This is a genomic window from Pseudomonas sp. FR229a (genome assembly GCF_030209115.1).
Taxonomy (GTDB): Bacteria; Pseudomonadota; Gammaproteobacteria; order Pseudomonadales; family Pseudomonadaceae; genus Aquipseudomonas; species Aquipseudomonas moraviensis_A.
Genome location: NZ_JARVSP010000032.1, coordinates 149,803 through 163,509, shown reverse-complemented (window position 1 = coordinate 163,509; position 13,707 = coordinate 149,803). Strand labels below are relative to the sequence as shown.

Annotated in this window: 9 protein-coding genes; 2 read left to right on the top strand and 7 right to left on the bottom strand. The window is 57.2% G+C overall.

What is annotated here, in order from left to right:
* The first annotated feature begins 31 nt into the window (after positions 1 to 31).
* Positions 32 to 4,387: an NACHT domain-containing antiphage protein HyoA gene (gene hyoA, locus QRN33_RS24215; RefSeq protein ID WP_285410585.1), complete on the top strand. Its 4,356-nt coding sequence runs from the start codon at positions 32 to 34 to the stop codon at positions 4,385 to 4,387.
* A gap of 13 nt (positions 4,388 to 4,400) precedes the next feature.
* On the opposite strand, the gene QRN33_RS24210 is transcribed toward hyoA, so the two are convergent.
* The 7 genes from QRN33_RS24210 to QRN33_RS24180 all read right to left on the bottom strand — a co-directional run bounded on the left by QRN33_RS24210 (position 4,401) and on the right by QRN33_RS24180 (position 12,073).
* Positions 4,401 to 4,529 (bottom strand): DUF4113 domain-containing protein, encoded by a 129-nt coding sequence (locus QRN33_RS24210; RefSeq protein ID WP_285410672.1) that lies wholly within the window; start codon positions 4,527 to 4,529, stop codon positions 4,401 to 4,403.
* A 445-nt stretch (positions 4,530 to 4,974) separates the two neighbouring features.
* The gene (locus tag QRN33_RS24205) at positions 4,975 to 5,403 is read right to left on the bottom strand and encodes a hypothetical protein (protein ID WP_285410583.1); all 429 of its coding nucleotides are present in this window, start codon (positions 5,401 to 5,403) and stop codon (positions 4,975 to 4,977) included.
* A gap of 1,314 nt (positions 5,404 to 6,717) precedes the next feature.
* Positions 6,718 to 6,900, bottom strand: a complete 183-nt coding sequence (locus QRN33_RS24200; RefSeq protein WP_285410581.1) for a hypothetical protein — start codon at positions 6,898 to 6,900, stop codon at positions 6,718 to 6,720.
* A gap of 265 nt (positions 6,901 to 7,165) precedes the next feature.
* Positions 7,166 to 9,568 carry a TonB-dependent receptor gene (locus QRN33_RS24195; RefSeq protein ID WP_285410579.1) on the bottom strand — a complete coding sequence of 801 codons (2,403 nt, stop codon included), beginning with the start codon at positions 9,566 to 9,568 and terminating at the stop codon, positions 7,166 to 7,168.
* A gap of 67 nt (positions 9,569 to 9,635) precedes the next feature.
* The gene (locus tag QRN33_RS24190) at positions 9,636 to 10,589 is read right to left on the bottom strand and encodes a FecR domain-containing protein (protein ID WP_285410577.1); all 954 of its coding nucleotides are present in this window, start codon (positions 10,587 to 10,589) and stop codon (positions 9,636 to 9,638) included.
* Positions 10,586 to 11,095, bottom strand: coding sequence for a sigma-70 family RNA polymerase sigma factor (locus tag QRN33_RS24185; RefSeq protein ID WP_285410575.1), 510 nt, complete (start codon positions 11,093 to 11,095; stop codon positions 10,586 to 10,588). Before QRN33_RS24185 ends, QRN33_RS24190 begins: the two co-directional genes overlap by 4 nt.
* Before the next feature lie 81 nt (positions 11,096 to 11,176).
* On the bottom strand, positions 11,177 to 12,073 hold the full coding sequence (locus QRN33_RS24180; protein ID WP_285410573.1) for a helix-turn-helix domain-containing protein: 897 nt from the start codon (positions 12,071 to 12,073) through the stop codon (positions 11,177 to 11,179).
* Between the two features lie 162 nt (positions 12,074 to 12,235).
* Here QRN33_RS24180 and QRN33_RS24175 point away from each other — a divergent pair, with 162 nt between their 5' ends.
* Positions 12,236 to 13,594: a glutamine synthetase family protein gene (locus QRN33_RS24175; protein WP_258638082.1), complete on the top strand. Its 1,359-nt coding sequence runs from the start codon at positions 12,236 to 12,238 to the stop codon at positions 13,592 to 13,594.
* The last annotated feature ends 113 nt before the right edge of the window (positions 13,595 to 13,707 follow it).

Genomic DNA, 13,707 nt, shown 5'->3' with positions numbered 1-13,707 from the left:
GGACTGCCCCTGAACTGTTTAGGACTTACATATGAACGGGCATTCGGACGCCTTCATTCAGCTCGATCGTACATTCTCCAAAATCCTACTCGCTTCTGATGCCACTGATGACACCGACCTAGGTGGCCGCCATGGCGGCCAAGGTAAGCTCTCCTGGCCTGACCTCCTCATCCACAATCGAGTGATTCTGTTGTCTGAGGCCGGTTCAGGAAAAAGTGCTGAAATCCGAAATGTCGCATCTGAGCTCCGCAGCCAGGGCAAATTTGCATTCTTTCTTCGCATTGAGAACGTGATCCCGGACTTTGAGGACGCTTTTGAGGTGGGGACGCATGAAGAGTTCGAGACCTGGATCGAGTCAAGATCTGAGGGCTGGCTGCTCATGGATTCGGTCGACGAGGCTCGGCTGAATGATCCGAAAGATTTTGAGCGGGCGGTTAAAAAGCTTGGTCGCCTGACCCGCAACATTGCATCCCAAATGCACGTGCTCATCACCGGACGAAGTACAGCATGGCGCGCAAGAACGGATCTAGCGCTTTGCGAGACGGCTTTTGCATTCGAAACAGCCGCTCGGCAAGAAATTTCCACAACTGATGACGGCTCTGGAAACGTTGCGCAGACGGTACCAAGCCAGGAGCAACCGGATACGGCGTTCCTCCTAGTGACGCTAGATGATATTCATGGGGAGCAGGTTGATCGCTTCCTCACAGCTGTTGGCGTCCAAGACATCAAAGCATTTCGCGCAGCAGTAGAGCGCAAGGACGCATGGTCGCTGACCACACGCCCTCTGGACTTCCTGGAACTCGTCGACTTCTGGCTTGAGCACAACCAAATAGGCTCCCGCCTGGAGCTGATGCAAAGCAGCATTGATCGCCGCCTCGAAGAGCGAGACCAAGATCGGGCGGAACAAAAGCCCATTGCCCCCGATAGACTCAGGGAGGGTGTTCGTCTGATAGCAGCAGCCAGTACCTTGGGGCAGACTTCAGCAATCCGCGTTCCAGATGGTGACGCCAATAAATCTGGAATTCCAATTCGCGCCGTCCTCACGGGTTGGAACGACACAGAATCAGCGGCATTGCTGAGCCGGCCAATCTTCGAGCCTGGCATCTACGGAACGGTTCGTTTTCACCATCGAACAGTCCGCGAATACCTAACAGCCGAATGGCTCCACGCGCTGATCCGTAGTGCAGCCTCGCGGGTCAAGATTGAAAACTTGTTCTTCCGAACGCAATACGGGCTGGAGGTCATCAATCCGTCCATGCGGCCCGTTCTCCCATGGCTGGCATTATTAGACACGCGGATCTGTACACGTCTGGAGAATCTCGCGCCAGAGGTATTTTTTGAGGGGGGCGATCCAGGAAAACTACCCCTGAGCACGCGCCGTAGAGTGCTGCGCAAAGCGTGCGAGCACTTGGCCGAGCCGGCCCATAGCTGGACGGTGACCGACTATTCGGCCGTGCAGCGGTTTGCGCACCACGATCTCACTAATGACATTAAAGAACTGCTCGCAGACTACGGTGCCAACGATGACATCGCTTGGTTCCTGTTGAGAATGGTCTGGCAGGGCGAGGTGATCGGTGCGCTTCCAGAGACCAAGCATTTTGCCCTCAACTCTGTGCATAAACACACCCGGGTGGCGGCGATACGTGCCGTGATCGACCTCGGTACGATGCAGGATCTCGCCGACATCCGCGCAGGGCTGTTGGCAGGAGATTCGCTGGTGAGCCGGGATTGCTTAGCTGAGGTGCTTGATGACTTACCGCTGGACGATATCTGGCTTCCATGGCTGCTGAAAGCGCTTGAGCGATCCGAGGATAAAGAGCGTTACAGTGGAAGGGACAATCTAACTACCAAGCTCGCATCATTGGCAGCCGAATCGCCACTGGAAAGTCTTCCCAGCTTCATTCGCGGTATCAATGCACTGTTGAACACGCCTCCCGTTGAGTCGCAGGGTTTCGGCACTATTTCCATACGGTACGGCTGGCTTGCAGAGATCGCAGGTATAGCGGTTCTCCGTCTGCTTCAGGTATGCGAGCCGTCTGCGTTCGACGAGTCAGTTCTCGCGGTTCTGAGCATACTCGCCCAGGTGCATAGTCACGACGAGCGATCCGGTCGTGAGATTGGCGAAGAGTTGAGAAAGCTCGTGCCCACGTGGCCTGAACTCGATTACCGGCTTTTCTGGTTCGACGTTGCCTTGGCTCGGAATGGGCGGGTGCATGTCGAACCGGTTGTAAACGTTTGGCAGCTGATTGGCTTCCAGCCGTTTTGGTCGCTGAATAGGGAAAACTTTGACGTCGCCTGTGACCAGATCTTCAGTTTGACTGAACCTAACGACCGCCAGATGGCACTCAGCATGGCGTTCGACATCTATGTGGCGCATGGCGCCCCAGCTCCTTGGGCGGATCGCCTCCAACAGGCAACGGAGACCAATGTCGAACTCCGCGAGAAGCTTGAATTGTTGCTGCATCCACCGGAGCGACAAGTGGAAGAATGGGAATTAAAACACGCTCAGTGGAAGCACGAGGCAGCCCAGCGAAAAATTGAGGAGGAAGATAACAGGCAAGCTGCGCGAGACTGGTTTGCGGCGAATGGGGCGCTGATTAACAGTCCTCAGGCCGGCGTCATGAACCATAACCAGGGATATCTGATGGATCGGATGCGCGAAGCCTCTATGTCTACGAACACTTGGAGCAACGGGGACTGGCAGGCACTTATTCCCGAATTTGGCACGACCGTGGCGCAAACATTTCGTGAAGGTGCTGTGGGGTTCTGGCGGGGATATCAACCGATTATGCCTTCCGAGGGGGCTCCCCCAAATTCAACGCCGTATCAGGTGATATTTGGACTGATCGGTCTCGCCATTGAGGCTCAAGAAGAGCCTGCTAGTTTCCTACAAATGTCTAGTGCCGAGGCACAACTCGCATTCCGGTACGGTCTGCTTGAGCTAAATGGATTCCCGGACTGGCTTATCAAGCTTGCCAACGTTCATCCGTTGCCATTTCAAGAAATTATCTTACGCGAAGTCGAGTTTGAGTTGTCTGCGGAGGATACGAATTCGAGCGCGAACAACATTCTGCGAAAAGCCCGCTCGGGTGATGAGTTGATACGTACGCTAGTGGCAGGCCCGCTTGTAACTCGGATGCAGAAACCCATCAAAACGCTTGCAGCACTGCAGTGTGCATTGGGCGTCGTCCAGGATTCCTCGGTAGATGATCAGACCTTGGCCGGTCTCGCAGCTAAACGTGCCGTAGAAGAACACAACCTGGACATGGCACCTAGCTGGTATGCCGTGTGGGTTGGAACCGAGCCGGGGATAGCCATTCCAGCGCTAACGGCGCGCATCAACTCGCTGCCATCTGATGAAGAACAGGCGGAGTTTGCCATGCGCTGCCTGACGTCCATTGTGGGAAGCCACAGCGTGAGCCGGAGCCGGCAGAACTATAAAACGGTACAGCATACAAAGTCTCTGTACCTGTTGACTCACACTCATGTACGACTCGAAGATGATATCGACCGCGCAGGCAAAGGGGTGTACTCACCAGGCTTAAGGGACGACGCCCAAAGCGCGCGTGATGGACTTCTCGCGTTCATTCGCGAGACGCCGGGAAAGGAAGCGTTTCTCGCCCTGGAGGAAATCGCTCGCTCACATCCCGCCGAGCGTTTACGCCCATGGACAGCATACTTTGCTCAGCAAAAGGCTACCGCTGATTCGCAGACGCTACCTTGGGAGCCAGCCAAGGTCATCGAATTCCACGAGTCGCTGGAAAGCACTCCGTCCACCCATCGTGAACTTTGGAATCTGGCGATAGATCGTCTGCTCGACCTGAAGCACGATTTAGAGGATAGCGACTCGAGCATTGCGGAGCTTTTGCTGCCTATTAGCCAGGAAACGTCTATCCGCAAATTCATAGGTGACTGGTTGCGGGCGCGCGCGGCAGGACGCTACGTTATCCCGCAGGAGGAACAGCTGGCCGACGACAAACGCCCTGATTATCGGTTCGAAAACAGTCAGGTTTATGCACCGGTACCTGTTGAGCTGAAGCTGTCGCAAAACTGGAGTGGTACAGAGCACTTCGAGCGGTTCGAGAGCCAGCTTTGTGGGGACTATCTGCGCGACATCAGCTCAAGCTGCGGCATTTTTTTGCTTGTGAGCAATGGTGCCCAGGCCACCTGGGTGACACCTAACAAGGGCCGACAACGGTTTGAGGGTCTGGTCACAGCACTGCAAGAGTACTGGCTGACTATTGCTCCGAAATTCCCCAACGTAGAGGACATCAAGGTTATCGGTATTGACCTCACCAAGAGAGGGGGGACGGCAGCGTTGAAAGCCATAGAGGCCAACCGAGCTCAAGTGGAAGCTAGCCGTGTGGGCGGTGGACTAAAGCCTTGAGCTAAACGGGCCTTCAAAGTCCCTCTAGAGGAAGGAGGGCGGTTGGCTCATGTGCTTGGAACCGCATCAGTTGGTGAATTCTGGTCGTGTAGCTCTTACTCATCATCTCGCGCTTCATAGCCAACGCGGCATCGATCGGCATCCCGAAGCGCTTGGTCAGGCCCACGAGGCCATCGAGTGTTATCACCAGGCTGTGCTTTTGAATCCAACGATTAGGTTAGAGCGGATGTGCGATACGCTGGCGGTGCATGACCCATCGGTGATGGCCGGATATAATCGAATGTCGGCCCCTTAGCGCCATCGTCCTGTCACTCGGTGTCCAGTATGCCTCGACTGAGCAAAGTAGGGATGCTCAGCGTCGGGGTGCGATAGGAGCGCCAGACTGACCTGTCGCCTTGTACGGGCCTGGTGCAGATTAACGCTAGCCCCGCTGAGACTGTTCGAGTAGGTCAAGCAAGGTGATCGGGATACCCGCCGAAGGCGCGCGCAGCCTAATTCCCTGCTTTCTGTCGACCTGGGCTTCTGCACACCGGAAGTATACGGTCGGGCTGTTCAACTCACCTTCCAGGGATTGATTCCTTGCCGCGTCAGGCCGTCAAAGAACCAGAGATCCAACGCTGCATCTTTGCCTCATACCCACCATCGCAAAAGTCCAGGTTAGGCCAATAGTTCTGGTACACCTCATAATCGAGCGCCACTGCGTCCTCGCGGTTCTGGGCATTTAAAACGCTCCAGGCTCGATACATCCGATGCGTCCAATCAGTCTCCATCACCAATTGACGTGACGTGTCCCATGACCAGCCGTCTTTCATCAGCACTGTCACGAAGAATTCCGTCGCTGCATTCGCACAGCTGGCATCGTGGGCAATCATCCTGTCCAGGATCGAATAGGAGATCCCGATCGCCTGGAAGATGGATTCTCCTTGGCTGTCCAGTTTCTTACCGTATGGCGCAGAATCCAAGTCTTGAGACTGCGGTGGAGTGAAGGCGAAAACTGTTGCGGTTGGGAAGCTCATGGGTACTGCCTTTATAGTTGTTGTTTTATTTCATGATGCCTATGGAGCAAGCGTCGCTGCAACATACTGAAAATATCTGCCTTCGCGCTCGACATGTGTCCGGCTGTCCCAATCAGCTTCCACAGTGCGACGCTCGCGCGAGTAGGGCGATCAACCACCTTGTGAGTCGAGCGTCGCTGTGAGGGCCCTCAGGAAGACTCGAACGTCCTTGTCGTTTAGCTCGTTGTAGGCTGTCTTGCAGTTCGCATCGCTGTGCTCTATGTCGACGTAACTGTCAGGTCGGCTTGGCATAGCAAAGATGGCGGTTTTGTCCGCGCTCTCTCCTCGAGCAGCTTGCGTACGAATCCTCAAGTTGAACGCTTCAAGCAGATCCGTTCTCTCCCGACCCGCGCCTCCTGCTGGGCTGAGCGCTCGAAACAGAGCAGAGACGTAGCTCAGATAGATTTCTGCGTGGCCGTTAACGAATATTGAATCGGGCCTCTCACCCCATCGAGTATTTTCGAAAGCATGGCCTACGAACTCGCCGTAAGCGTGAAGCTGCCCATTTTTCGAGTAGACATGAGCATAGCTATCACCCAGAGCGTGAATTAGAAACCCAGTCTGCCAATCAGGCTGCCCAGAGGTGAACGATTGATGCACGAGTGCCTCAAGCTTTTTTCTTCGAATGGCAACGGCCTGAGCATTGCCGCCATTTGTCAGCGTCCTTATTGGCGCCAACGCGGGTGCCACGGACGGTGACTGCGGCGCGTGCGAGTCTGAGCCTTGGCGTTTGCGAATCATCCTGGCAGGTTGAAGTGCCAAGCGGTCAGCCGTTCCATGACGAGAAGCGTAGACTGGATATGCGCGTGTGGCGAACGTTCGGCGGTCTACTAGAGTGGTTGTTGTTGGCGTGAACGCAGTGACAGAACTGGCGGGCTGGAGAGATTGGGATTCTGGTATTCAGGTCTGCAGGATTCGGACGCTGGAACCCCTGAAAGCTCGAAAGGTGCGAAGGAAGGGAATGCAAGGCCTTGATTTGGGTTGATTCTGGTAATTCAAGGCAAATCCCGGTTTTCAGCCACAGGTGACACTGAAGCCTGAGGCTATACGCATACATGATTTAACATAATATACATTACACGTAACAAGATGTTACGAGGTTGTCGTGGTTGCCACGGGGAATTGAAATCCACCGCCACGTTAACACCCGCTAAACCTCTACCTCCGATATTGCCGTAGATTCCCCATCCGATCATTCGACTGAAAAATCCCGCTACGCACCGTAACGGGATTTCTGATCTGGTTTGAAATGCCCCGATTCGACTTCTGGAGAATTTACTCACCACTTGTCGACTTCGTAGGCTTGATCGTTTTCTCAATAATTGTATGTTTCGCGATAACACGCTGATCCGCTGGTTTGTTGATCAAATCATTTCGTCGGGCCACTTGCGCGGGTGTCAATTGTTTCAACTGCTCTGGAGTCAGGCTCAAGAGTTGGTCATCGCTGAACGTTGTCATGGCGTTTTTCTCCTTGGTGGAATGTGCTCATTACGCAGCGACTATCCTTTGCCCCTCAGAACAATTTTAAAACTGTAAGAAATAACAGTTTTTTAGGCCCGTTTGCGTTATCGCTCATAACGAAAGGACCTGATGATGTGCGACAGGTTGCGCTGGATTCATTATCTTCTACGTTATCGGGAGGCTTTTTTGATAGCTCAACTAAACGGTCATTTAGTGTAGTTAACGTATTATCGGCGAAGTTCGATGCATTTCCCCTGCTCCACTAGAAATCCACGGTTGCCGACAGCAGATACGTCCTCGGCGTCGACAGCGTCAATCCCGGCTCACTGTCATCCGAGGCTCCCGCCGAGCTCCAGTAGCGTTTATCCAGCACGTTTTCGACATTGGCGCGCAAGGTAACGGTCTTCTCGTCGAGCTTGAAAGCATAGCGTGTGCCTACGTCGAACCGTTCCCACGAGTCGATTTCCTTGTCGTTGGATTGGTCCAGGTACTGCGAACTCGAATAGATTCCGCGACTGGTCAACGTCAAGCCCTGCACCGTTGGCACGTCCCACTCCGCGCCAAGGTTGACGTTGTATTTCGGTGTCGCCGGTGCGCGGTTGCCGTCGAATGTGCCGTTGGTGGTGTGAGTCAATTCGCTATCGATGTACATCACTCCACCGAGCAATCTGAAGCCTTTGAGCGGTTCGCCGAATACGCTGAGTTCCACGCCATTGTTCTCGCGCTTGCCGTTCGGGCCGAAGACACGCGTGGTGGCGTTGGTTTCGTAGGCGGGTTGTTTGATGCGGAACACTGCTGCGGTCAGCGCATATGAGCCCGCGTCGTATTTGGCGCCGACTTCGATCTGGCGGCTGATGAATGGCGGGAAGATTTCGTCCTCGTTGATCGATGTCGATGGTGCGATCTTGCCCTGGCTGAGGCCTTCCATGTAGTTGGCGTACAGCGAGAGTTTGTCGGTTGCCTTGAACAGAATGCCGCCCGATGGCGATACCTTTTCTTCATCGTAAGCCGTGTCGCCCTTGAGGCTGTCGCTCCAGTCATCGACTTTGACCCGCTGCCAACGCGCCCCCAGGGTCAGCAACAGGCGATCGTCGAGGAAACCGAGAGTGTCGGACAACGCCACGCCGCTGAAGCGGTTCTCGGTGTAGACCTTGGCGTCATTGCGGGTCGGCGTGCCGGGTCTGGCGATTTCCACCGGGTCGTAGAGGTTGCTGCGCCCGGCCGCGTAACGGGCGCCGCCGTTTTCGAAGTCCATATAAAAGTAGTTGGCCGCCAGATTCACTTCATGGCTGACCGGCCCGGTCTGGAACCAGTTACGAACGCCAGCGGTCGCCGTGCGGACGTTTTCGTCGCGAGTGAAATCTCGCGGCTGGACGCTGAAATCACCGGCGTCGTTAGTCACCGAGACGGCATGGCGCAAGAAGTCGTGATTGCTTTTGCGCGCGCCGACGCCGCCATACAGCATGACCGAATCACTGACATCGAACTCCCCATTCACCGTACCGAAGGTGTCTTTGGTGCGCGCCTTGCTCCAGGGTTGCGCATAGTTGTCGCGCACATCATTGGCGTTCGGCACCTTGGCATTGGCGGCGACTTGCACGCGTTCCTGCGGTGCGTCGGTGTCGCGTTCGGTGTGGCCGATATCGGTGGAAAGCCGCAAGCGTTCGCCACGGTAATCCAGGCCGAATACCACCATGTCGCGATCGACACTCTGGTGATCCCATTCCGTATCGCCGGACTGTTTGACGCCGTTGAAGCGCACGCCGAACTGATTGTCTTCGCCAAAGCGCCGCCCGACATCTACCGCGCCACCGATCTGGTTGTTCGAGGCGTAGTTGGCCGTCAGCGAGGTTATCGGCTTGTCGGTGGCGCGTTTCGGCACGACGTTGATCCCCCCTCCTACACTGCCCCGTGGCGAAATCCCGTTGATCAATTGGCTCGGGCCCTTGAGGATGTCGACGCGATCGGCCATTTCCATGTCGATGGTGTACGTCGGCAAGATTCCGTAGAGGCCGTTATAGGAAACGTCGCTGTTGAACAGGCTGAAGCCACGAATGGTGAATTGCTCGTAGCGTCCCCCGGCCGGGTTGGTCGCGCGTACCGAAGGGTCGCTGCCGATCAGGTCGCCGAGCGTGCGCGCCTGCTGGTTCTTCACCGTTTCGCTGGTGTAGGTGGTCATGCTGAACGGGGTTTCCATGAAATCCCTGGAGCCCAACAGCCCTTGCGAGCCTCGCCGTGCAACCTGGCCGCCGGCAAACACGTCGGCCTCGGTTGACCCGCTCGCGCCGAGAATAGATGTAGGCGCAAGCTGCAAGGTGCTGCCTTCTGCCGCGGGAACCAGCGTATAAGCCTGATCGCCGACCGGTTGCAGTTGCAGCCCCGAGCCCTGCAACAATCGGCTGAACCCCTCCTCCACGCAATATTCACCGGCCAAACCATTGCTGTTGCGGCCGCTGACCAGCGCCGGGTCCACCGATAGATTGACTCCGGCCAGACCGGCGAACCGCGTCAGCGCCGCACTCAGACTACCGGCCGGGACCTGATAACTGCGGCGGCTGCCGTCGTCGGCCCAGCTCGATTGGATCAACACAGGGCTGGCACTCAGGCTCAGCAACAGACTCAACTGCAACAACGGACGCAAACGACCTGGGAATACTGCGGGCATTGGAAGAAGCTCTCGATTTGGTTCACTTGCCTGGAATGACCAGCGAGGCGAAAAAAAGGGACAGGCTTCAGCCAGTTTTTTCTGCACGCGGCACCAGCGACACCCAGAATCGCGTTCGCGTGTGCACGTCGACGGGCAAACTTGCCGCCAGCAGTGACAGCACTTGATCAGTGTCATCGAGGCGGAAACTGCCGGTGATGCGCAGCGATTCCAGCGCCGGATCCCAGCGCAGTACGCCCGGGCGGTAGCGGCTCAACTCGCGCAGGAAATCACCCAGCGGCTGGTTTTGCGCCATCATCACGCCGTCGCGCCACCCGGGCATCAACGTATCGAATGCCGTCACCGCGCCGGCACCAGACGCTTGCAGGCTGACTTGTTGGCCCTGCTTCAATACCATCGTCGGGCCGTGCAACGGCTGCAATTGCATCGAGCCGCGCAGCACGCAGACCTGGCAGTCGCGAGCATTCAGGCGCACCGAGATGTCGCCGTGACTGACGATCATTCGCCCGTAAGGTGCGTTGACGATAAAGGCTGAATCTCCCGCCACGTTGAGCGCCATCTCGCCACGCATCAGCGTCAACTGACGGGCAGGCAAATCGACGTTTACCGCACTGTCGGTGTTGAGCTGCAATGACGAATCCTGCGCCAACTGCACTGTGCGCCGCTCACCGGTGCTGGTGTGCAGATCGGCGCGCCAGACCTCCAGCGGCAGCTCGCGGCCGATCAACCACGCCGCCGGCACCAGTGCCGCCACGCCCAAGGCACGCTTGAGCGCCGCGCGCCGCGCCGGATCCGGCCGATCCAGCGTGGCCATGGCCAGCGCCGGCGGTAAGCCTGCAAAGCGCTGACGCAATTGTTGAATTTTCTGCCACGCGTTTTCGTGGCGACTGTCGCTGCTGCGCCAATGCTGCAACCGGGCGTGATCTTCATCGCTGGCTCCGCCGGATTCGAGCAATGCCAACCACTGCGCCGCCGCCCGCGCCACTTCGCGCGCTTCATCGCTGGGGGCAACGCGCGTCACAGTTCCACCAGCAAGCAATGCTCATAAGCCTGGGCCATGTAACGTTTCACCGTACGTTCCGAGACGTGCAAGCGCTCGGCAATCTCGCGGTAGCCGAGCCCCTCGAGCTGGCTCCACAAAAAAGCCCGACGCACCGCACGCGGCAAGCCGTCGAGCAGTTCATCCAGTGCCTGCAAGGTTTCCAGCAGTAACCAGCGCTGTTCCGGCGACGGCGCGCACGCTTCCGGCAATTGCGCCAAGGCGTCGAGGTAGGCTTTTTCCAGATGGCGTCGCGTGTAGAAATTGCTCAGCAGTCGTTTGCCGACGGTGAGCAAATACGCGCGGGGCTCGCGCAATTCGGCCAGTGGCGGCGCGTTGCACAAGACGCGCACAAAGGTGTCCTGACTGAGATCCGCCGCATCCCACGCATTGCCCATGCGCCGGCGCAGCCAGGTTTCCAGCCAGCCGCGATGTTCACGGTACAACTGCTGCAGGCTCTGCTCCGCCGGTGACGTGGCTTCAATCATCTCAAGAGACCCTGCGCGAAGGTAAATTCAAATGAGACTGATTCTATTTAACTTCGCCAAGGACACAAAGCCTTTTTCTGCTCAGCGCTTGAGCGTCTCGCTCGGCAGCTCTTTGAACAGCGCGCGGTAACTACTGGAAAACCGCCCCAGATGCCAGAACGACCAGCGCATTGCCACTTCGGCAACCGTGGTTTCCGCGGGCCGACGTTTGAGCAGTTCCCGGTGCGCGCTGTTCAACCGCCGCAGGCGCAACCAGTGACTCGGGGTCATTCCGGTGTAGGCCTTGAACGCCTGTTGCAACTGGCGCAGCGGTACGCCGGCAACGTGAGAAAGTTCGAGCAGATTGACCGTGTCTTCCGGCGAATCAGCCGCCCACTCCCCTACTCGCTGCATGATCTTGCGTTCCTCGTTGCGCCGCTGCAATCCGCCACGATCGAGACTGGTTTGAGCGTTGTCGAGGATGAACAGGCAGTCTTCCAGAAGCTGTTCAGTCAGGCGATCTTTATCAAGTGGATCAGCGGCTTGCGCCAACTTCGTGAGAATCGAGCTTAACCAGCTGCTGAACAGAGCGTTCTGTCCGCTGTTAAGCGGCGCCATGAACAAGCCTTCGAGTTTTGCCACCTGCAAACCGTGCTCTTGAACGAAATCCGGCCCAAATACCACGGCAATTTCCCGGTAGTTCTCAGGGGTGATCCAGATGTTGCGGCTCTCTTCGTTGAGCAGATACAGCGCGTTATCGCTGCGATCGAAACAGAACGCCAAGGCACCGGATGGCGCACTGAAATTCTGCTCGACCCGAGTGTTCATCTGCTCTTCGTAGACCTCGACGCCTTGCAGATCCAGATAGCGAATCTGCCCGGCGAAATGCCCCGGCGACATCTGCTGGTAATGCTGGACCCAGCCCGGTGTGGCGCGGATTTGTTCGGCCACGTCGGCGGTGTTGAACGCTTGTACCTGGAGCGGATTGCACATTGTCATGGGGTGACCTTGCGCACTCTTTTGGTGCGCTTTGGTGCTGCTGAAAGTGGATAGATGGAATCGCAAGCCGCGCCCAAGATAGTCGTCAACGCGCCACAGGGGAAGGGGCGGAAGATGAAACCCGCCCTCCCCGGCGTCTACAAAACCAATAACGAGGTCTTTATGAACGCCCCTTTCGATCAGCTGTTCACCTGGCTGAAAGATCACAAGATTACCGAAGTCGAATGCGTGGTCAGCGACCTGACCGGCATCGCCCGCGGCAAGATTGCACCGACCAACAAGTTCCTGCATGAGCGCGGCATGCGCCTGCCGGAGAGCGTGCTGCTGCAAACGGTAACCGGGGATTTTGTCGACGACGACATCTACTACGACCTGCTCGATCCGGCTGATATCGACATGGTCTGCAAGCCCGTGGCTGACGCGGTCTACGTGATTCCTTGGGCGATCGAGCCGACCGCTATCGTCATCCACGATACCTTCGACAAGTTCGGCAACCCGATCGAACTGTCGCCGCGCAACGTGCTGAAGAAAGTCCTGCAGCTCTACACCGACAAGGGCTGGAAGCCGATCGTTGCGCCGGAAATGGAGTTCTACCTGACCCAGCGCTGCGAAGATCCGGACCTGCCGCTCAAGGCACCGCTGGGCCGTTCGGGCCGCGCTGAAAGTGGCCGGCAGTCGTTCTCCATCGACGCCGCCAACGAATTCGATCCGCTGTTCGAAGACGTCTACGACTGGTGCGAACTGCAAGGCCTGGACCTCGACACGCTAATCCATGAAGACGGCCCGGCGCAGATGGAAATCAACTTCCGCCATGGCGATGCCCTGGATCTGGCTGACCAGATCACCGTGTTCAAACGCACCCTGCGTGAAGCGGCGCTCAAGCACAACGTCACCGCGACGTTCATGGCCAAACCGATCGGCGACGAGCCCGGCAGCGCCATGCACCTGCATCAGAGCGTGGTCGAGATCGCCACCGGCAAGCCGATCTTTGCCGATGCCGAGGGCAACATGAGCGAGCTGTTCCGTCATCACATCGGTGGCCTGCAGAAGTACATCCCGAAAGTCCTGCCGATGTTCGCGCCGAACGTCAATTCGTTCCGGCGCTTCCTGCCGGACACCTCGGCGCCGGTCAACGTCGAATGGGGTGAAGAGAACCGCACGGTGGGCCTGCGTGTGCCTACGTCGGGGCCAGAGTCGATGCGCGTGGAGAACCGCTTGCCCGGCGCCGACGCCAACCCGTATCTGGCGATTGCCGCAAGCCTGCTGTGCGGCTACATCGGCATGGTCGAAAAGATCGAGCCGAGCGCGGCGGTCGAGGGCCGCGCCTACGAACGGCGCAATCTGCGTCTGCCGATCACCATCGAAGAAGCCCTGACGCAAATGGAAGAGAGTCCGAAGGTGGCCGAATACCTGGGCAGCAAATTCGTCCGCGGATATGTCGCGGTGAAGCGCGCCGAGCACGAAAACTTCAAGCGCGTGATCAGCTCGTGGGAGCGCGAGTTCCTGTTGCTGAGCGTCTGAAATCCTCGCTGTCTGTCCTAACGCCATCGCGAGCAGGCTCACTCCCGCATTTGAAATGCGTTCCCATGTAGGAGTGAGTCTGCTCGCGAGAGCGGTTATCCAGGCAATAGAGA